At 66.0% G+C, this 18,128-nt stretch carries 16 protein-coding genes; 6 read left to right on the forward strand and 10 right to left on the reverse strand.

Going from position 1 to position 18,128, the window contains the following annotated elements; all coding sequences use genetic code 11:
- Positions 1-63 precede the first annotated feature (63 nt).
- Together OX459_RS17890 and OX459_RS17895 are read left to right on the forward strand one after the other, a co-directional pair.
- The gene (locus tag OX459_RS17890; protein WP_289906025.1) at positions 64-1,779 is read left to right on the forward strand and encodes an NAD+ synthase; all 1,716 of its coding nucleotides are present in this window, start codon (positions 64-66) and stop codon (positions 1,777-1,779) included.
- Positions 1,776-2,831 carry a bifunctional nicotinamide-nucleotide adenylyltransferase/Nudix hydroxylase gene (locus OX459_RS17895; protein ID WP_251349618.1) on the forward strand — a complete coding sequence of 352 codons (1,056 nt, stop codon included), beginning with the start codon at positions 1,776-1,778 and terminating at the stop codon, positions 2,829-2,831. Before OX459_RS17890 ends, OX459_RS17895 begins: the two co-directional genes overlap by 4 nt.
- Before the next feature lie 23 nt (positions 2,832-2,854).
- Here the strand turns inward: OX459_RS17895 and OX459_RS17900 are convergent, their stop codons facing one another.
- Positions 2,855-3,664, reverse strand: a complete 810-nt coding sequence (locus tag OX459_RS17900; RefSeq protein ID WP_289906026.1) for a hypothetical protein — start codon at positions 3,662-3,664, stop codon at positions 2,855-2,857.
- 139 nt (positions 3,665-3,803) lie between these two features.
- Positions 3,804-4,706 carry a LysR family transcriptional regulator gene (locus tag OX459_RS17905; RefSeq protein ID WP_289906027.1) on the reverse strand — a complete coding sequence of 301 codons (903 nt, stop codon included), beginning with the start codon at positions 4,704-4,706 and terminating at the stop codon, positions 3,804-3,806.
- A 127-nt stretch (positions 4,707-4,833) separates the two neighbouring features.
- On the opposite strand from OX459_RS17905, the gene OX459_RS17910 reads away from it, so the two are divergent.
- The gene (locus OX459_RS17910) at positions 4,834-6,255 is read left to right on the forward strand and encodes an MFS transporter (protein ID WP_289906028.1); all 1,422 of its coding nucleotides are present in this window, start codon (positions 4,834-4,836) and stop codon (positions 6,253-6,255) included.
- Positions 6,252-6,650: a DUF4440 domain-containing protein gene (locus OX459_RS17915; protein ID WP_289906029.1), complete on the forward strand. Its 399-nt coding sequence runs from the start codon at positions 6,252-6,254 to the stop codon at positions 6,648-6,650. The genes OX459_RS17910 and OX459_RS17915 overlap by 4 nt, the downstream gene beginning before the upstream one ends.
- A 1-nt stretch (position 6,651) precedes the next feature.
- On the opposite strand, the gene OX459_RS17920 is transcribed toward OX459_RS17915, so the two are convergent.
- Genes OX459_RS17920 through OX459_RS17940 form a run of 5 tightly spaced genes read right to left on the reverse strand, consistent with a single transcriptional unit; the run spans position 6,652 to position 13,393 of the window.
- Positions 6,652-7,227 carry a DUF1349 domain-containing protein gene (locus OX459_RS17920; RefSeq protein WP_289906030.1) on the reverse strand — a complete coding sequence of 192 codons (576 nt, stop codon included), beginning with the start codon at positions 7,225-7,227 and terminating at the stop codon, positions 6,652-6,654.
- Between the two features lie 25 nt (positions 7,228-7,252).
- Positions 7,253-8,641: a TolC family protein gene (locus OX459_RS17925; protein ID WP_289906031.1), complete on the reverse strand. Its 1,389-nt coding sequence runs from the start codon at positions 8,639-8,641 to the stop codon at positions 7,253-7,255.
- The gene (locus OX459_RS17930; protein WP_289906032.1) at positions 8,638-11,736 is read right to left on the reverse strand and encodes a MexW/MexI family multidrug efflux RND transporter permease subunit; all 3,099 of its coding nucleotides are present in this window, start codon (positions 11,734-11,736) and stop codon (positions 8,638-8,640) included. Before OX459_RS17930 ends, OX459_RS17925 begins: the two co-directional genes overlap by 4 nt.
- A gap of 15 nt (positions 11,737-11,751) precedes the next feature.
- Positions 11,752-12,852, reverse strand: a complete 1,101-nt coding sequence (locus tag OX459_RS17935) for an efflux RND transporter periplasmic adaptor subunit (RefSeq protein WP_289906033.1) — start codon at positions 12,850-12,852, stop codon at positions 11,752-11,754.
- A 58-nt stretch (positions 12,853-12,910) separates the two neighbouring features.
- Positions 12,911-13,393 carry a DUF2165 family protein gene (locus OX459_RS17940; protein ID WP_289906034.1) on the reverse strand — a complete coding sequence of 161 codons (483 nt, stop codon included), beginning with the start codon at positions 13,391-13,393 and terminating at the stop codon, positions 12,911-12,913.
- 125 nt (positions 13,394-13,518) lie between these two features.
- Here OX459_RS17940 and OX459_RS17945 point away from each other — a divergent pair, with 125 nt between their 5' ends.
- Positions 13,519-14,178 (forward strand): MarR family transcriptional regulator, encoded by a 660-nt coding sequence (locus OX459_RS17945; protein WP_289906036.1) that lies wholly within the window; start codon positions 13,519-13,521, stop codon positions 14,176-14,178.
- Here OX459_RS17945 and OX459_RS17950 read toward each other — a convergent pair.
- Positions 14,175-15,452: an MFS transporter gene (locus OX459_RS17950; protein WP_289906037.1), complete on the reverse strand. Its 1,278-nt coding sequence runs from the start codon at positions 15,450-15,452 to the stop codon at positions 14,175-14,177. The two genes, OX459_RS17945 and OX459_RS17950, sit on opposite strands and share 4 nt — an antisense overlap.
- A 112-nt stretch (positions 15,453-15,564) precedes the next feature.
- Here OX459_RS17950 and OX459_RS17955 point away from each other — a divergent pair, with 112 nt between their 5' ends.
- Entirely contained in the window at positions 15,565-16,464 is a 900-nt protein-coding gene (locus OX459_RS17955) for a LysR substrate-binding domain-containing protein (protein ID WP_289906038.1), read from the forward strand.
- An 87-nt stretch (positions 16,465-16,551) separates the two neighbouring features.
- Here the strand turns inward: OX459_RS17955 and OX459_RS17960 are convergent, their stop codons facing one another.
- Positions 16,552-16,851, reverse strand: coding sequence for a hypothetical protein (locus OX459_RS17960; protein WP_289906039.1), 300 nt, complete (start codon positions 16,849-16,851; stop codon positions 16,552-16,554).
- A 166-nt stretch (positions 16,852-17,017) separates the two neighbouring features.
- Complete coding sequence (locus OX459_RS17965) at positions 17,018-18,058, reverse strand: class I SAM-dependent methyltransferase (RefSeq protein ID WP_099665990.1); 1,041 nt, start codon at positions 18,056-18,058, stop codon at positions 17,018-17,020.
- Positions 18,059-18,128: the final 70 nt, after the last annotated feature.

The raw sequence follows: 18,128 nt of genomic DNA on the forward strand, positions 1-18,128 counted from the left end.
AGTACGCTCAGAAAATTTTTCAGGCAGGATAGTGGTTTCAAGCGTAACCAATGAAGGATCGCCATGCTGACCATCGCCCTCGCCCAGATGAATCCCACCGTGGGCGACTTCGACGCCAATTGTGCCGCCATCATCGCGCGCATGGACCGCGCCAGCAGCGATGGCGCCGACCTGCTCGTGTGCCCCGAGTTGTCGCTGTGCGCGTATTACCCGGGCGACCTGTTCGAGGACGCCGCCTTCCTGCGCGACATGCAGCAGGCGCTGGATCAGCTGCTGGAAGCGTCCACGCGCTGGCCTGCACTCGTCACCGTCATCGGCACGGCGCGGCCCAATCCCGGCGTCGGCAAGCCCCTGTACAACGCCCTGCTGGCGATCCGCGACGGGCGCATCGTGGCCGAATACTACAAGCAGCTGTTGCCGACGTATGGCATCTTCGACGAGGGGCGCCATTTCGAGCCGGGTCCGCCCGGCGCCTGCACCCTCGATATCGCCGGCTGCAAGGTCGGTTTCATGATTTGCGAGGATGGCTGGAACGACGATGGCCGCGCCTACGCCGTCAACCCGTTCGACGCCCTGCACGCGGCGCGGCCCGACCTGGTCGTCAGCATCAACGCCAGCCCGTCCGACATCGGCAAGCGCGCGCAGCGCCATGCCGTGTTCGGCGCCGCCTGCGCGCGCGTGAACTTGCCTTTGCTCTTCGTCAACCAGGTGGGTGGCCAGGATCAACTCGTGTTCGACGGCGCCTCGTTCGCCATGTCCCCCACCCTCGGCGTGCAATTCGAGGCGGCCCGCTTCGTCGAGGATTTTCAATTGCTGCGCTTTGCCGACGGCGGTTTTACGCGCACGGACGGCGCGGCGTTTCCCGTGCCCGACCCGGACGGCATCCCCGCCGTGGAATTTGCGCGCCGTCAAATCGTGCTCGGTTTGCGCGACTATGCGCGCCGCTGCCGCTTTACGAAAGTCGTCGTCGGCTGCTCGGGCGGCATCGATTCGGCGCTGACCCTGGCCCTGGCCGTCGAAGCCCTGGGCGCGGACAACGTGGTGGGCATCACGATGCCGTCCGTGTTTTCCAGCGCCGGCTCCGTCACCGATTCCGTCGCCCTGTGCGCCAACCTGGGCATCGTCCTGCACACGCATGCCATCCGCGACATCGTGGCGCAATACGAAGCGGGCTATGCGCAAGCCTTCGACGGCAAGCTGCAGGGACTGCCGCTGGAAAACCTGCAGGCGCGGGTGCGCGGCACCATCCTGATGGAATACTCGAACGCCTTCGGCGCCCTGCTGCTCACCACCGGCAACAAGAGCGAAATCTCGGTGGGCTACTGCACCCTGTATGGCGACACGAATGGGGGACTGGGATTGATCGGCGACCTGTATAAAACGGAGGTGTTCGCCCTGTCGCGCCACCTCAACGCCAGTGCCGGGCGCGAACTGATCCCCGTCGCCGTGCTCGACAAACCCCCGTCGGCGGAACTGGCGCCGGGCCAGCGCGACACCGACAGTTTGCCGCCCTATCCTGTGCTCGATGAAATCTTGAAATGGCATATCGAGGGACGCCGCCTGCCGGCGCAAGAAAGCGCGCAAGCCTTGACCCTGGTCAACCAGCTGCGCGAGACGGACGAGGGGCGCGCACTGGTGACGCGCATCCTCGGCATGGTCGCCCGCAATGAATACAAACGGCGCCAGGCGGCGCCCATCATCCGCGTGCGTTCGCGCGCCTTTGGCAGCGGGCGTCAATTGCCGATCGCCGCCCACTACCCCACCGGAGACGACGCATGAGCTCATCCTATCCTGCTGACGCGGCCATCCTGATCGGCCGCTTCCAGCCTTTTCACAATGGCCATGCGGGCTTGCTGCAAAAGGCGCTGGCCACCGCCGCCAGCGTCGTGGTGGTGCTCGGTTCCGCCTTCCATGCGCGCAGCCCGAAGAACCCGTTTACGTGGCAGGAGCGGGCCGCCATGATCGCCGCCACCCTGCCCGAGGCGCAGCGCGCGCGCGTGCATTACGTGGCCGTGCGCGATTACTACGACGATGGCCTGTGGGCCGATGCCGTGCGGCGCGCCGTGGCGGGCGCCGTGCCCGCGGTGCAGCGCGTCACCCTGGTGGCTTGTTTCAAGGATGCCACCAGTTATTACCTGCACCACTTCCCGCACTGGCAGCTGCTCAACCTGGAGATCGATCCCGGTGCGCCCATCGGCGCGACGGCGATCCGCAACGTGCTGTTCGAGGCAGAAGACGTGGACGTGTCGCTGAGCGCCGTGGCGCAGCTGCTGCCGGCGGCCATCGGCCAGTATCTGAAGGCGTGGACCTTGTTGCCGTGGTACGCGCCGCTGGTGCAGGAATACCGCGCCATCGAAGCGTACAAGGCGCGCTGGCGCACGGCGCCGTATGCGCCCATCTTTTGCACCGTGGATGCGCTGGTGCAGACGGGCGGCCACGTCTTGCTGGTGCGCCGCGGCGGCTATCCGGGCAAGGGCTTGTGGGCGCTGCCTGGCGGCTTCCTGGAGCCGCGCGAACGCCTGCTGCAGGGCGCCCTGCGCGAACTGGCGGAAGAAACCCAGCTGGGCGTGCTGGCGCCCACCTTGGTCGAGGCGCTGGTCGGCGTGGCCGTGTTCGACCATCCGGACCGCAGCCAGCGGGGGCGCACCATCACGCATGCGCATTACTTCGACTTGAAGACGCGCCAGCTGCCGGCCGTGACGGCGGCCGACGATGCGGCGCTGGCGCAGTGGGTGCCGGTGAGCGCCCTGCCGGCCATGGAAGAGCAGTTCTTCGAAGACCACTTCCACATCCTGAACCACTTCCTCAAGCTCACGCACGAGGGGCGCTGACAGAGCCATCCCCTCGCCGCGCGTCAGGACGTGATGCGCTCCCAGCCATGTTTGATGGCCGCCTTGAAGTTGTCCCACGCCGATTGCGGATACGTGTGCTCCCACGTGGAACGCAGCTCCGCTTCCACCTCATCCCACGGGCGGCCCCGGTAGCTGTCGCTGTTCGCCATCGAATGGCCATAGCGGTAGGCGGGATCGTAGTCCTCGAAGCGCGCGCCGGTGGCGACATAGGTGGCGCTCCAGTGGTTGCGGTAGTACTGTTCGTCGTCGTAGCTGGTGCCCGGCAGGTTGTCGGCGCTGGGGTAGCGGCGCGCGTTGGCGCCCGCGCCGGATGACGGCGGCGCCATGCCGCCCGCAAATTGCTGCGATGTTGCCGTTTCGTTCAGGTTGCCGGCCGACGCGCCCTGCTGCATGCTGGCGCCCTGGCGCCGCGCGCCGTCGTCTTGCGGCGCGCCCTGCCAGCCGCCGGTGCGCCAGTGCTCGGCGTGCGCATCGATGTCGAGCGGCGCGTAGCGCTCGACGAGGTCGGTGGCGCGCTGGATATCGGCGTCGCTTGCCCCTTCCAGTGTCAGCACGACATGCCCGCGCCGCACGGCTTCCGCATAGATGTGGCGGTCGGCGTGGCTGCCGAACAGGTCCGTGAAGAAATGTTTGACGCTGTCGAGCAGGCTGTCGCTGTCGTCGCGGCGGATGTTTTCCGTGGCGGAAAAGTCGTCACTGCCCGCATCGTGCAGGCGGATGTTGGCGCCGGGAAAGCCCGCCGTGATCAGGTCGTGCCGGGCGCGCTCGGCCATGTCGCGCACGGCGAAAACTGCTGCCAATGTATGTGCCATGATGGTCTCCAATCGGTGAACAACGTCCTTCCAGTGTAGGCCGTGAAAAGCGAAATGGGCGCTCGTTTGCCCTTTGGAAATCGTTGTATTCAACAAGTATTGACGACGTGACATGGGCGCCGTGGCGCCGCGTGAAACCTCAGGCGGGCGTGCCCACGAAGGCGCGCAAGAAGTCGATAAACGCGCGCACTTTTTCCGCAATATGCTGGGTGTTCGGATACACGGCATACACGCCCTGTTCCGGGAAGACGACGTCGGGCAGCAGGCGGCGCAGACGTCCCGCGCGCACGTCCCCTTCCACCTGCCATTGCGGCAGCAGGGCCACGCCGCAGCCGCCCAGGGCAAAGCCCAGCAGGGCCGAGGCGGAGTCGGAATGGATGGCGGCGTCGTCCTGCGCGACGAAGACGGCGGCACCGTCGGGCGTGTGCACGTCCCAGCGCAGGGGCGTAGCGAGCCGGCTGTGCGCCAGCCAGCGCGCGCGCTGCAAGTCGGGCAAGGTGGCGATGTCCCGGCCGGGCAGGCTGGCCAGGTAGGCGGGCGAGGCGACGGGCCAGATCGCATACGGTTCGATCAGCGCGGCGCGGTAGCTCGAATCGTTGAGTGAACCCATGCGGATGGCCAGGTCGTAGCCGCCCGAGATCAGGTCTTCATGCGAGGACGACGAGGAATGCTGGATCTGCAGCTGCGGATGGGCGGCGGCAAAGGCGATCAGCGCGGGGATCACCGTGCGGCTGCCGTACTCGACGGTGGTGGTCAGGCGCAGGGTGCCGCGCAAGCCCTGGTGCCCCTGGCGCGCCGTCTCGATGGCGCCCTGGGCTTCGCTGAGCACGCGCTGGCAATCCTCGTAAAAGCGCCGTCCCACGTCGGTCAGCGCCAGGCTGCGCGTGCTGCGCGTGAGCAGCGACACGCCCAGCTCCGCTTCCAGCTGTTTCAAATTGAAACTGACGACGGCCTTGCTCTGGCCCAGCACGGCGGCGGCCGCCGTGAGCGAGCCGGCGTCGACGATGGCGATGAAAATACCCAAACGGTCAAGACTGATCATAAATAACTATGAGGATACATGCGGGTTGCGGGAGTTTGTCAAAATTTCTTTGACAGTGTAATCGGGGCTGGCCCGTTACGCAAATGGCGATGAAAGCTTAAGCTGGCCGTTTGCCATTCGGAGCACCATGGACTATCGCAAAAAGGTCGCGGCCATCTATCTGCTGGGGTTTTTCGTCGACCTGATCAACATGTTCATCACCAGCGTCGCCTATCCCGACATCGGCCATGCGTTTGGCGCCTCGGTGGCGCAGCTGGCCTGGATCAGCACGGCCTACATCCTTGGCCTGACCATCGTCATCCCCGCCAGCGCCTGGCTGGCTGCCTATTATGGCAGCAAAACCGTGTTCATGGCATCGTTGCTAACTTTTTTATGCGCCAGCATCGGCGCCGGCCTGGCGCCTTCGATCGAGGCGCTGATCGCCTGGCGCTGCGTGCAGGGCCTGGGCGGCGGCTTGCTGATCCCGCTGGGGCAAAGCATGACTTACCAGCTGTATCAGCCTGCCGAGCGTCCCGGCCTGTCGTCCGTCATCATGCTGGTGGGCTTGCTGGCGCCCGCCCTGTCGCCCGCCTTGGGCGGCGTGATCGTCGACAGCCTGTCGTGGCGGGCGATTTTTTATCTGAACGTGCCGTTTGCCGCGCTGGCGCTGCTGCTGGCCGCCTGCTGGTTGCGTCCGGACCCGCCGCGCGCGCAAGTGCCCCGCCTCGACACGGGCGGCCTGCTGGCGGGCAGCACGGCCATCCTTTTGCTGTTGCTGGGCTTGACGATGCTCGGTACGCCGGGCGAGCTGCTTGCCGGCGCCGGCGTGCTGGCGCTGGGCACCGCGTGCGCCTGGATCTACGTGCGCGGCGCGCTGCGCAAATCCACGCCGCTGCTCAACCTGCGCCTGGCCGCCGAACCGCTGCTGCGCATTGCCATGCTGATGTACCTGCTGGTGCCGGGCGTGTTCATGGGCGTGAGCCTGCTGGCCATGCTGTATTTGCAGGGCGTGCTGGGCATGTCGGCATCGACGGCGGGCGCGCTGATGCTGCCGTGGGCGCTGGCCTCGTTTGCGGCCATCTCGCTCACGGGAAAAAGCTATCGCCGCGTGGGGCCGCAACCCTTGTTCCTCGCTGGTGCGTTGCTGCAGGCGGCGGGCATGCTGATGCTGCTGCGCGTGGATGCGGCGGGCCAGTTGTTCTGGCTGGCCGGCGCGTATGCCGTGATGGGCTTTGGCGGCGGCTTGTGCAGCAGCACGGCGCAAAGCACGGCCTTCCTGCGCACGCCGGATGGGCAGCTGAGCCAGGCCAGCGCCGTGTGGAATATCAACCGTCAGCTGGGCTTTTGCCTGGGCGTGGCGCTGCTCAGCGTACTGCTGAACGGCTTGCTGGCGGCGCAGGGAATTACGTCGCTGGACGACCCCGCCCAGCACCTGCGCGCGGCGCAGGTTTTTCACTGGTGTTTTGCGCTGGCCGCCAGCGCGTGCGTGCTGCCTTTGGCGCTGTGCGTGCGCATCGATAACCGCGCCGTTCTCGACCTTTTACATCACCATGGAGCAGCAAAAAAATGAAGACAACGAACCCCTGTTTTGACGATGTGTTATCCACGCATGTGCTGATCCGCGAGTGGCTCTCCGGCGAATCCACGGCGCCCGAACATTGCGCCGATTTGCTCGCGCGTTTTTCGCCCGGTTTCACGATGGTGTCACCGGGCGGCAAGCAGCTCGATCATGCCGGCTTGACGGCATTTTTCCAGGGCGCCGGCGGCAGCCGTCCGGGCCTCATCATGCGTATTTCCGACCTGGCATTGATCCAGGACAACGCGGCCGGCGCCAGCGTGTCCTACCGTGAGTTCCAGTCGCTGCCGGGGGGAGAAAATACGGAGCGGCTGTCGACCGTCGTGTATGAGAAGACACCGGCTGGAACGTTGCTGTGGCGCCATTTGCACGAGACGTGGAGCGCTTGATCTAACTCAAATCGTGCAAGTCTTTTTGCTGCGCCGGGCCGATGGAAAACCGGGAAAACACCACCTCCAGGCCACCCCGTTCCGGCGTGCAGCACATGGGGCCGACGCGGTAGCTGCCGGCCTCGGGAAATGGCGCCAGGCGCAGCAGCGGCCAGCGCTGGCCATCGGTCGAATATTGCACGCGGATCGCGCCTTGCGCCACCGTCACGCGCAGCCAGAAACCGTCCGGCATGGCGGGAGCGCTGCTGACGGCCCAGTCGGATTTGTCCTGCGTCAATACCGTGCTCAATAAGAGCTGGCCGTCGGAAAATTCGACGCCGCACTTGATCCAGTTTTGCTCGTCGATGCGCACCATCATGCCGGCCTGGTCGTACAGCGCCGCGTACTGCGCCGCCACGTGCAGCTGCGCCGTGAAATCGCCGTCGATTTGCGTGCCGAAAAAATGGCCGCTGTCGCGGATAAAACCATAGTGAGTCTTGCGCCAGAAATCCGTATTTGTGTCCGTCGTCACGCGCAATTGCGCGCCGTCGGCGGACCAGTTTTCCGGTGGATTGAGCCAGCTGCCTTGCGTGAACATCGCGTGCCTTTCCGAGCTAAAAAGATCACATAGTGTGCCCCCATCCCAGCGCCTTGTACAGGGCAATCGCATCGATGTAGGACGCCGTTTCCGCCAGCAGCGCTTCGCGCCGGATATCGAACAAGGCGCGCTGGTTTTCCAGCACGGCCTGGTAGCTGCCGGCACCGCCTGCATAGCGCGTGCTGGCAATGCCGAGGGCCGCATCGCCGTGGCGCGCCGATTCCAGCAGCGAGGCCAATCGCGTCTGGTTTTCCGCCAGCTGCGTAACGGCGTTTTCCACCTCTTCCTGCGCCAACAGCATCGTTTGCGCATAGCGCGCCAGCGCGCCCTGCGCTTCGGCCTGCGTGCCGCGCAAGCGCGCCTTGACGCTGCCCAGGCGGAAGGCCGGATGGCTGACGGAAGGCGCCACGTCGAAGGCGCGCGCGCCGCCGTCGAATACGCCGCTGCCGCGCAGGGCAAAGAAGCCCAAAAAGCCGCCCAGGCTGAGGCGCGGATACAGGTCCGCCGTTGCCGCCCCCACGTCTTCGCTGGAAGCGGCCAGCAGGCGCTCGGCGCGCACCACGTCGGGACGCTGCTTGATCAGGCGGTTCACGTCGCCCAGCGGCAGCTGGCCGGCCAGCGGCGCCTGCTGCCGCGGTGCTGTCGCCAGCGCGATGGCGCCCGGCGCTTGGCCGCTCAGCACATCGAGCCGGTACTGCGCCTGGCGCAAGCCGGCCTGCAACGGCGGCAATGCCGCCTCGCTGCGCGCCAGGTTGGCCAGCGCGTTGTGGCGCTCTTCCGGCAAGCCGCTGCCGGCGCGGATGCGCGCGTCGATCAGGGCGATGGTGTCGCGCCAGCTTTGCACTTGCGCCTGCGTCAGCGCCAGGTTTTGCTGGTAGCCCAGCGCCTCGTAGTAATTGCGCGCCACCTCGGCGGCGATCGTCAGCTGCACTTGCCGCAAATCGGCCTGCGCCGCGTCGGCGCGCGCCTGCGCCGAGCGGCTGATATGCGCGAGGCGGCCGAACAGGTCGATCTCCCACTGCGCATCGAAACCCACGCGCGTGCTCGTGCCGGCGGCGCGACTATCGGGGGTGTCTTGCTGCACGCTGCGCTGCCACCCCGCCTGGCCCGTGACGGCGGGCAGTTCGTCGAGGCGGCGCTCGTCGAAGGTGGCGCGCGCGGCCAGCAGATTGGCTTGCGCTTGCGCGATATCGAGGTTGTGCGTCAACGCGCTGGCGATCAGCCGCGACAGGCGCGCATCGTCGAAAAACGTCCACCAGGCGGCTTCGCTGGCAGCCGTTTGACCTGGCGCAAACTGCGCCTGCTGCGGACTGGCCAGGGCGATGGCGGGCGTGGCCGGCGTGACGTAGGCGGGGCTGACGGCGCAGCCGGCCAGCAGGGGGAAAAGGGAGACGAGATAGCGGTAATTTTTCATGGGGCTTCCTTCAGCGCGTGCGACAAATCGCGCGCGCGCGGCGTGGCATGGTCGGCCGTGTGGCGGCGGGCCAGAAAGGTGTACACGGTGGGCAGCACGAACAGGGTAAAGAAGGTGCCGATCAACATGCCCGAAACGATCACCACGCCCAGGCCGAAACGGCTGTTGGCGCCGGCGCCCGAGGCGAACAGCAGCGGCACCAGGCCCACCACCATGGCCGCCGTCGTCATCAGAATCGGGCGCAAGCGGATTTGCGCCGCCTTGCGGATGGCGCTGAGGCGGTCCAGCCGTTCATGCACCTGCAATTCGTTGGCAAATTCCACCATCAAAATCCCGTGCTTGCTGATCAAGCCGATCAGGGTCACGAGGCCGATCTGCGTGTAGATGTTGACGGTGGCGTAGCCCAGCGCCAGCGGGATCAGCGCGCCGCAAATCGACAGCGGCACCGTGATCAGGATGATCAAAGGGTCCGTCAGGCTTTCATACTGCGCCGCCAGCACCAGGTAAATCACGACGACGGCCGCCAGGAAGGCCAGCAGCAGCGCATTGCCTTCCGTGGCGAATTGGCGCGCGTCCGATTGCCAGTCGTAGCTGAAGCCGGGCGGCAGGGTTTTCGCCACGCCGTCGAGGAAGGCGACGGCGTCGCCCAGGGTCACGCCCGGCGCCGGCACGCCCTGGAAGGTGGCCGCATTTTGCTGGTTGAACTGGGTCAGCATGTTCGGCTCGATCTGTTCCGTCACCGAGACGACGGCGGACAGGGGCAGCAGGCTGCCATCGTCGGCGCGCACGTACTGCTGCGTCAGGGCTTGCGCCGTCAATCGCTGCTCGCGCGGGCTTTGCGCGATGACGTCGTAGGCGCGGCCATCCATGCCGAAGCGGTTCAGGTAATTTTCGCCCACCAGCACGGCCAGCGATTCGCCGATGTCCTGCATGCGGATGCCCAGGCTGTTCGCCTTGGAGCGGTCCACGCGCACCTTGACGACGGGGTTGTTGTAATCGAGGTCGCTGTCGACGACGGCAAACAGGCCGCTGTCGCGCGCGCGCTGCTTGACGTCTTCCATCGTGCGGAACAGGGTGGCGTAATCCTGCGCGCTGCGCAGCACCATTTGCACGGGCAAGCCGCCGCTCGATCCGGGCAAGGGCGCCAGTTGGAAGGCGAAGATGCTGGTGCCTTCCACGTCGCCCACGGCGTGCTGCAATTCGGCCTGGATGACGGCCGCATTGCGCGAGCGTTCGGCCCACGGCGTCAGGTTGATGCCGCCGATGCTCGATGCCGGGCCTTCGCCGCCATTGATGATCCAGCGCGAGTCCGTTTCGGGGATATTTTTGTAGATCTCATCGAGCTTGTACGAAAAGCGTTCCACGTAATCGAGGTTGGCGTGCTGCGGCGCCTTGATCGCCGTCAAGACGCTGGCCTGGTCTTCCGCCGGCGCCAGTTCGCGCTGCGGCAGCAGGTACAAAAACGGCAGACTGACCATCACCAGCGCGGCGAAACCGGCACTCCACCAGCGGTGGTGCAGCGAGCGGTCCAGCAGGCGCGCGTAGCGGCTGGTGAGGCCTTCGAAGAAATGCTCGGCGGCGCGCGCCATGCGCCCTTCCGCTTGTTTCGGCTGCAGCAGCAGGGAGCTCATCACGGGCGACAAGGTCAGCGCCACCACGCCCGACACCACCACGGCGCCGGCCAAAGTCAGCGCGAATTCCTTGAACAGCGCGCCCGTCAATCCCCCCATCATGCCGATCGGTGCATACACGGCCGCCAGGGTGATGGTCATGGCGATGACGGGGCCGGCCACTTCGCGCGCGCCCACCAGGGCGGCCGCCACGGGCGTCTTGCCTTCCTCGATATGCCGGTGCACGTTTTCCACCACCACGATGGCGTCGTCGACCACCAGGCCCACGGCCAGCACCATCGCCAGCAGGGTCAGTAAATTGATGCTGAAGCCGAAGGCCAGCATCAGCGCCGCCGCGCCCAGCATCGACAGCGGGATCGTCACGACGGGAATCAGCACGGAGCGCAGGGAACCCATGCACAGGTAGATGACGATGACGACGATGAGCAGCGCTTCGAGCAGGGTGTGCGCCACTTCGTCGATGGACGACTGGATGAAGCGCGCCGTCTCGAACGCCAGCTCGACTTTTACGCCCGGCGGCAGGGTTTTCTGGATTTCCGGCAGCAGCTTCTTGATGCCGTCGACGATCACCAGCGGGTTGCCGCCGGGCGTGGGCGACAGGCCCAGATACACGGCCGGCACGCCGTCCATGATGCCGCTCGTCTCCGTGGCGGCCGCGCCCAGTTCCACCGTGCCCACGTCCTTCAGGCGCACCAGGGCGGCGCTGTCCTTTTCGTCGCCGCCCTTGCGAATGACCATGTCGCGGAACTGCGCCACGCTGGTCAGGTCCGTGTTGACGCTGATGTTCGCGACGACGAATTGTCCCTTCACCTTGCCGGGCGCCGCCTGGTAGTTATTGCGCCGCACGGCGTCGGCCACGTCGGCCGCCGTCAGCCCGCGCGCGGCCAGTTTCGCCGGGTCGATCCACAGGCGCATGGCCAGCTGCTGGCCGCCATACACGTCGACCTTCGCCACGCCGTCGATGGTGGCGAACATCGGCTGCACCACGCGCGCCAGGTAATCCGTCAGCGCGGGCGCGGACACGCTCTCGCTGGCAAAGCCGACATACGCGACGGCCGAGGAATCGCCGGCCGCGCGCTCGATGACGGGGTCGAAAGCGCCCTCCGGCAATTTATAGCGCACCTGGTTGACCTTGGCCATGACTTCCGTCAAGGCCTGTGTGGAATCGCGGTTCAATTCCATGCGCACGGTGACGGTGCTGCTGCCCTGCACCGACGACGACGTCAGGTAATCGATGCCTTCCACCGACGATACGGCTTGCGCGATGGGTTGCGTCACGAAACCCTGCATCAGTTCCGCCGAGGCGCCCGGATAGTTGGTCGTGACGGTGATGGTGGACGATTCGAGCATCGGGTATTGGCGGATCGGCAGCTGCAGGGTGGCGATCACGCCCAGCATCAGAATCAAGGTGCTGATCACCAGCGCCAGCACGGGGCGGCGCACGAATAAATCGGTAAATTTCATGGTGCTGGCCTTTCCTCAAGAACCGGCCTTGGGCGCGGCGCGTTTCGCCTCGTCCAGGGTATTGGCCACGGCCTGCACGGCCATGCCGTCGGCCAGTTTCAGCTGGCCCGAGGCGACAACGCGCTGCCCTTCGCGCAAGCCGTCGATGATGGCCACGCGGCCCCCGGCCCGCTCGCCCAGTTTGACGCCCACGCGCTTGACGGTGAGCGGCTGTTTTCCTTCCTGCTGCGCCACAAACACCGTATCGCCATACGCGCTGTAGGTCACGGCCGTTTCCGGCACCGTCAGCTGCCGGCCAGCCTCGCGGGCCACGCGCACGTTCGCATACATGCCCGCTTTCAGCGCACCGCGGGGATTGCTCAATGCCGCCTGCACCTGCACCATGCGCGAGCGGGCGACCAGCGGGTCGATGGCGTTGATCTTCGCCGTGAAGATTTCATTCGGATAGGCGTCCACCAGCACTTGCACGGCCTGTCCCGGCGCCAGTGTCGCGCTGCTCTGTTCATCGAGGGCGAAATTCACCAGCAAGGCCTTCGTGTCGATCAGGCTGGCCACCGTGTCGGCCGCGTTCAGGTACTGGCCCGCGTGCACCTTGCGGATGCCCAGCTGCCCGGCGAATGGCGCGCGGATGGTCTTTTGCGCGATCAGCGCTTCCGTCTGGCGCACGTCGCCCAGGGCCGCGTCGCGCGCGGCCAGCGCCGCATCGAGCTGCTCCTGCGTGGCGGCCTTTTCCCTGACCATCTGCACGGTGCGGGCATGGCTGCTTTCCGCGTTTTTCAGCTGTGCGCGCTGGCGCAGCAGCATTGCCTGTTCCTGGGCGTCATTGAGCTGTACCAGCACGGCGCCGGCCGCCACGCTCTGGCCAGATTCGAAGTGGATCTGCGTGACGCGCCCGCCCGTTTCGGCCGCCACCTGCACCTGGCGCGCCGCTTCCAGTTCGCCCACACCCGCAAAAAAGCGTTCCTGCGTGCCCAGCACGACGGGGACCAGCGCCACCTTGGTGGCGGGGTAGGCGGCGGCATCGGCCGCATGCGAGTTGGCGCGCGGGTACAGCGCGGCGCCCGCGACGGCCAGGGCGATGGCCAGCGCGGAAACGCCTACGAGTTTCGTATTCATGATGAAGTCCTTTACTGCATTGAAAGGGAGAAAGAAGAAGAGGCGCAGCGGAGGCTGGTCAGGTCCGCTGCGCGTTGAAGAGGAAGAACAAACCCAGGGTCCACAGCAGCAGCACCAGGTGCGTCGTCTGCAAGCTTTCCTGGGCGATCCAGTAGCCGAACCACAGGCCGCCCAGGTGCATCAGCAGCAGGAAGGCGGCCATGGCGCACAGGGCCAGGTTCAGCCAGGGCAACGCTTGCGTCAGGGAAGCGCCGAGCAATAGCGCCACGCCCGTCCAGGCGGCGATGGCGGCCAGCAGTTGCAACGCCAGCACCGTCACCAGGCTCAGGCGGTGCAGGGTCAGCGAGGTGAGCGCGCGGCGCAGCAGCGGCGTCTGGATGGTCGGGTCCTGGCGCAGCGGGTCCATGCGCATGGTGTTGCCGATGGCCCAGACGGCGCCGTGGAAGGCGTGCAGGTTGTTGAGGGTGGCCAGGGTGAGCCAGAGGGCCAGGCCGGTGGCGAGGATGGCGTGAAACAGCCAGATCGAGTGAGACAGTTGCATGGGAAAATCCTGTCAAAAGAGTACCTTGCCGGCATGCGGACGTGGAAACTCCTCGACAGCGGGGAGCTACCGGCCTATTATGCAAGCAATTAGTTGGTTAACTGGCCCCATGATAGTTGAGTGAAATGAATTACACAAGTAAACGTTTGGATAATCAAGAGGCGCCGCAAACGACGGAGCGCATCCTGTATTTCATCAAGACCAAGGGACCCGTCTCCACGGCGACCCTGGCCAAGACCCTGGACATGACGGGCGAGGCGGCGCGTCAGCAAGTGCAAAAGCTGGTAGCGGCGGGCCTCATCGAGGGGCGCCAGGAAGCGCAGGCGGGCGCCGGGCGGCCGCGCCAGAACTGGGTCTTGACGGAGGCGGGCAATGCGCGCTTTCCCGACACGCATGCGCAGCTGACGATCAAGCTGATCGGTTCCGTGCGCCAGCTGTTCGGCGAAGCGGGGCTGGATAAACTGATCACGCAGCGCGAAGAGGAAAGCCGCAGCGCGTATGCGCTGGCGTGCTCGGCGCCGGACTTGCCCACGCGGCTGCAGCAACTGGCGGCCGTGCGCGATGAAGAGGGTTATATGGCGCGCGTGGAAGCGGATGGCAAGGACTGGCTGCTGATCGAAGACCACTGCCCCATCTGCGCCGCCGCGCGCACTTGCCAGGGTTTTTGCCGCTCCGAATTGCAGCTGTTCCAGGAAGTGGTGGGACCGGACGCGAGCATCGTGCGCGAGCAGCATGTGCTGGCGAACGCCATGCGCTGCGTTTATCGGATCAGGACGTTGCCCTAGTCTTTCGGAAACAGCGGCCAGGTCATCAGCGCGACCAACCCCGCCGCCCACCACACGACGGGCCAGTTGCTGGCCGCCAGCAAGTGCGGGATGGCGATCGGCGTGAGGAACAGGCCCGCGTAGACGGCCGTGTTCGCCATGCCCAGGGCCGTGCCCGCGTTGGCGCCGCCTGCTTCCGTCGCCAGCTCCGTGTAGGCCACGCCATGCCAGGCGGACACGGCAATGCCGGCGGCCACCACGGCGGCCATCAGCAGCCAGCCCGGCGCCTGCAGCCAGGCGATGCATCCCAGCACAATGAACGACGCCAGCGCCACCAGGGCCGAGCCGCGCAGATAGGCGGGCCGGTTCGCGTGGCGGTCCGTGTGGCGTCCGCTCCAGATGCGCATCACCATGGCGCCCGCCTGCAGGGCCACCATCACGGCCGTGATGGCGGCCAGTCCCAGGCGGCCATGGTCGTGCAGAAACACGGTGGCATAGCTGAGCACGGCAAACTGGGGTACGCACAGCAAGCCGATGGCGGCCACCATGCGCCAGACTTTGCGGTTTTTGAGTGGACCTTGCAGCGGCGGAGGCGGCTTGATCCTAAACAGGCCCGTGGACGCGTTTTGCGGGCCCGTGGCGGCCTCGGCAGAGAAATCGGGCTCATGCATCCATCGCCACGTAAAAAACGCCGACAGGCCGCATACGAGGGCCAGGGCGCCAAACACGGGCATGAAGCCGTAACGTGACGCCAGGCTGGGCAGGACGAGGGCGCCCAGGCCGCCGCCGAGCGGCACGGCCGTCTGGCGGATGCTCATCGCGAAACCCCGTTCGCCCGCGCCGAACCAGCGCATCACGGCGCGCCCGCTGGCGCCATTCACGCTGCCGCCCAGCACGCCGACCAGCGCCAGCCCGGCCGCCAGCGCCCATAACGGCGGCACGGCGCCGTCAGCGGGTGTGATCCACAGCAGTAAGGTCAATAGGGCCAGCATGGTGCCCAGCAAGCCCGTCAGCAGCACGGGGCGGTCGCCCCAGCGGTCGGTGGCCATGCCCCATGGCAATTCTGTCAGGGCCACGCCCAGGCCCATGGCGCCCAGCGCCACCCCCAGTTGCGTATTGCTCAGGTGATAGCCGCTGCGCAGCCAGATGGCCGTCGTGGGCATGCCGTTGGCGGCGGCGGAAAAGCTGGCATTGGCCGCCACGCCGACGGCCAGCACCTTCCAGCGGTGGGCATCGCCCAGCGCGGGCGCGGTGGCGGGGACAGGAACAGGAACGGCTGGGCAGCTGGTGGTCATGGCAGGGAGGGGAAAGTGGTTGACCCTGACAGTGTTGCGCAGTACGATCGTTCTGAATATCAGATAATTTACTGGTCACCATCCCACAAAACAGGACGATTGCATTTGCGCCATGAGCTTGCTGAATTTTGACATCGCCTTCTTGCGCAGCTATGTGGCTGGCATCGAGCTGGGCAGCTTTGCCCGCGCGGCCGACAAGGTGGGCCGCTCCACCTCGGCCGTCAGCGCGCAGCTGAAAAAACTCGAGGAGCAGGCAGGCATGCCCCTGTTCCGCAAGGATGGCCGGGGACTGGCGCTGACGCCGGCCGGCGAAGTGCTGCTCGGCTATGCACGCCGCTTGCTGGAACTCAACGACGAGGCGGCCGTCGCCTTGCGCGGCGCGGAACTGGAAGGCTGGATCAGGCTCGGATTGCAGGAGGATTTCGGTGAAGCCTTGCTGCCCGACGTGCTGGGACGATTTGCCCGCGCGCATCCGAAAGTGCGCATCGAGGCGCACGTGGCGCGCAACACGGCCCTGATGCAAGGGCTGGCCATGGGCCAGCTGGACCTGGCTCTGCTGTGGGGCGGCGCCTGCATCGCCGACGTGGCCGAGTATCCGCTGCCGCAGCGCCAGCATATTGCCGAGCCGGCCATGCGCTGGATCGCCTCGTCCAGCCTGGCCTGGCAGCCCGAATCGGGCGAGCCTTTGCCGCTCATTACCTTCGACCGCGACTGCCTGTTCCAGCGCTGCGCCACGCAGGCGCTGGACCATGCGGGCATCGCCTGGCGCACGGCGTTTACCAGTCCCAGTCTGGCGGGATTGTGGGCGGCGGCCGCAGCCGGGCTGGGCGTGACGGTGCGCACCAGCCTGGGCTTGCCCTCTTCCGTCTGCGCGCTCGATCACGTGGCGGCGGGCTTGCCCGCCCTGCCCCCGCTGTCGCTGGAATTGCTGCGCGCCTCCAGCGTGCCCAGGCCGCCCGTTGAGCGGCTGGCTGGCCTGATCATCGACGCGTTGCGGGACAGCCCCGCTTGATACTGGCGAGCGGAAACGGGCGCCGTGGGACATCGGCATGCATCGGTCCCGGCGCGGGCCGCCGGCGCAGGCTTACCGTGGCTGTTCTCAGTTTGCTCGCCAATGGAAACAGATTCCATCTTGCATGATCTGCAAATCAGCTATGTTCCGCTGCATGCCGCTGTGCGTGTCGAGTACGCAAAAATCGCATGACTGAATTTCCTGTTCCAATCGGTCTGCCTCGACGAAAAGCTGATCGTTGGCGGCTTGTTCCAGATTTTTGAATAAGGTCGCGTATGCGGCAAAGGCTGCCGTGGGAAGAAAAGTCCCGAGAACAAGCGCATTCTCGGACAGGACGACAATTTCTCCGAGGATCGTTCCAGAACGATCAGATAGTGTCAGGCTCATAGGGCGATGGACATTTTGGTGCTATCTCAGATGCGTGATGCGGGGTTTGTCATGGTTCAGCGTTCAGCGCTATCGCTGCGCAGCCAGTATTCAACCACATGGGCGCAGCGCTTGCCATGCGATGCATCAAATGGCGCTTGCGGCAGCGCGCTGCGCGCGGGCGGATTCACGCTCCATCCTTGCGCGCAATCAACACCTGCACGGGCGCCATGGGGAAATCGCTGGCGCTGTATTGCTCCACTTGCCGCCAGCCCGTGTCGCGCAGCAGCTGCGCCAATTCTCCCTGCTGGGTTACCGTGCGGCCCAGCATGCGCATCGGCAAGTAATACGGCAGCACGCGCGCCGCGTCGCCGGCTGCCGGGGCGATTTCCGCCTGCACGCAAACGAAGACGCCACCGGGTGTCAATGCCGCATGGATCTTGCGCAAGGCCGCCGCCATGTCGGGGACGAAATGCAGCACGGACGAGCACCAGATGAGGTCGTAGCCGCTGCCGATATCGTCGCTGGCCAGGTCGCCGCCCACAGTCTCCAGGCGGTCAGACAGTTGCGCATGGGCGATGTTCGCGGCTGCCACGGCCACCGTTTCCGGCCAGTCGAAAACGCCGCCGTGCAAGCCCGCATGGGCTTGCGCCAGCGCAATGGCAACCCAGCCCGGTCCGCCGCCCAGGTCGAGCAGGCGCAGCGGCGTGTGGCCGTCTGCAAACGGGGCGATGCGCTGCATCACGGACAGGGCTGCGCGCATGGTGACGGCGCGTTGTTCCTGGCCAATCTGCTGTTGCGCGGCAATGGCCCAGTTGATGCCACTTGCCGTGCTGTAGGGCGCGGCCTTGCCGCCCTCGCGCACCAGCGTACTCAGCTGGGTGGCGAAATGGCGCAGCGCATGCAGCCGGTACAGCCAGGCGTCGCCGCAAAAGGCCACGGAGTCGCGGCAGAAATACTGCAAGGTGGCGGCCGTGCAGCGGTAGCGCTGCGCATCAGCATCGGCCGCATCGCGTTCCAGCACTTGCATGCTCCAAAGTAATTCCAGCAGCAGCGCCGTGTGCGGCGCGTGCAGCGACAGGGCGTCGGCCAATTGCGCCGGCGTGTGCGGCGTGGCCAGCAGTTCGAAAATGCCCAGTTCCAGGGCGGCGGCCAGTCCATCGGCCTGGACGGGCGCGACGGCCAGGTCCCAATACGGTTGCAAGGCGTGTTGTGTGGTGAATGGCATGGTGCTTCCTTTCGGTGAGGTGGGCAAGAGCACCTATTTTATGCAACAATGAGAATAATTATCATTTGCA

The organism is Janthinobacterium sp. SUN026 (assembly GCF_030397625.1).
Taxonomy (GTDB): domain Bacteria; phylum Pseudomonadota; class Gammaproteobacteria; order Burkholderiales; family Burkholderiaceae_D; genus Janthinobacterium; species Janthinobacterium kumbetense.